Annotated in this window: 1 protein-coding gene; it reads right to left on the bottom strand. The window is 70.4% G+C overall.

What is annotated here, in order from left to right; all coding sequences use genetic code 11:
• The coding region (locus tag D7Y13_RS43465; RefSeq protein ID WP_147452738.1) for a DUF6309 family protein at window positions 1-373 on the bottom strand (373 nt) is incomplete at its 3' end.
• Window positions 374-426 lie beyond the last annotated feature (53 nt).

Raw genomic sequence — 426 nt, 5'->3', positions numbered from 1 at the left:
CGGGAGACACGACGAGCGGCGTCCGCGGTGACTGTGAGGCGTGCGTCAGGCGTCCCCAGCACGACGGATTGGCCGCCGCGTAGGCCTCAGCGTGTCCTGCGAGCCAGGCATGGGCGTCGCGCACCGTCGAACCCGTGGGCCCCGCACCGAGGCGCATCACATCGCCGTGGCAGGCCTCGCCCGCATGCACGGGCAGCCACAACGCCGCCAGTGCCAACTCGTCGAGCTGGATCAGCTGCCAGCCCGTCGCCTGGAGCTCGAGTTCGTCGAGCAGGGGCAGCGCCCACCGGGCGGGCGAGTGTCCCGGATAGGTCGCCTCGCGGATCTCGGCGTCGATGTCGGCGCGTTGCGCGGGAACAGGGAGGATGCGCATGGGCTTCCGAAGACCTGCCCATCTTGCTACAGTCGCGACGTGATGTCCCGTCT

This window comes from Corallococcus praedator, assembly GCF_003612125.1.
GTDB classification, from domain to species: domain Bacteria; phylum Myxococcota; class Myxococcia; order Myxococcales; family Myxococcaceae; genus Corallococcus; species Corallococcus praedator.
Note: the sequence above shows the minus strand (reverse complement) of the source record. Positions and strands in the feature narration are given on the sequence as shown.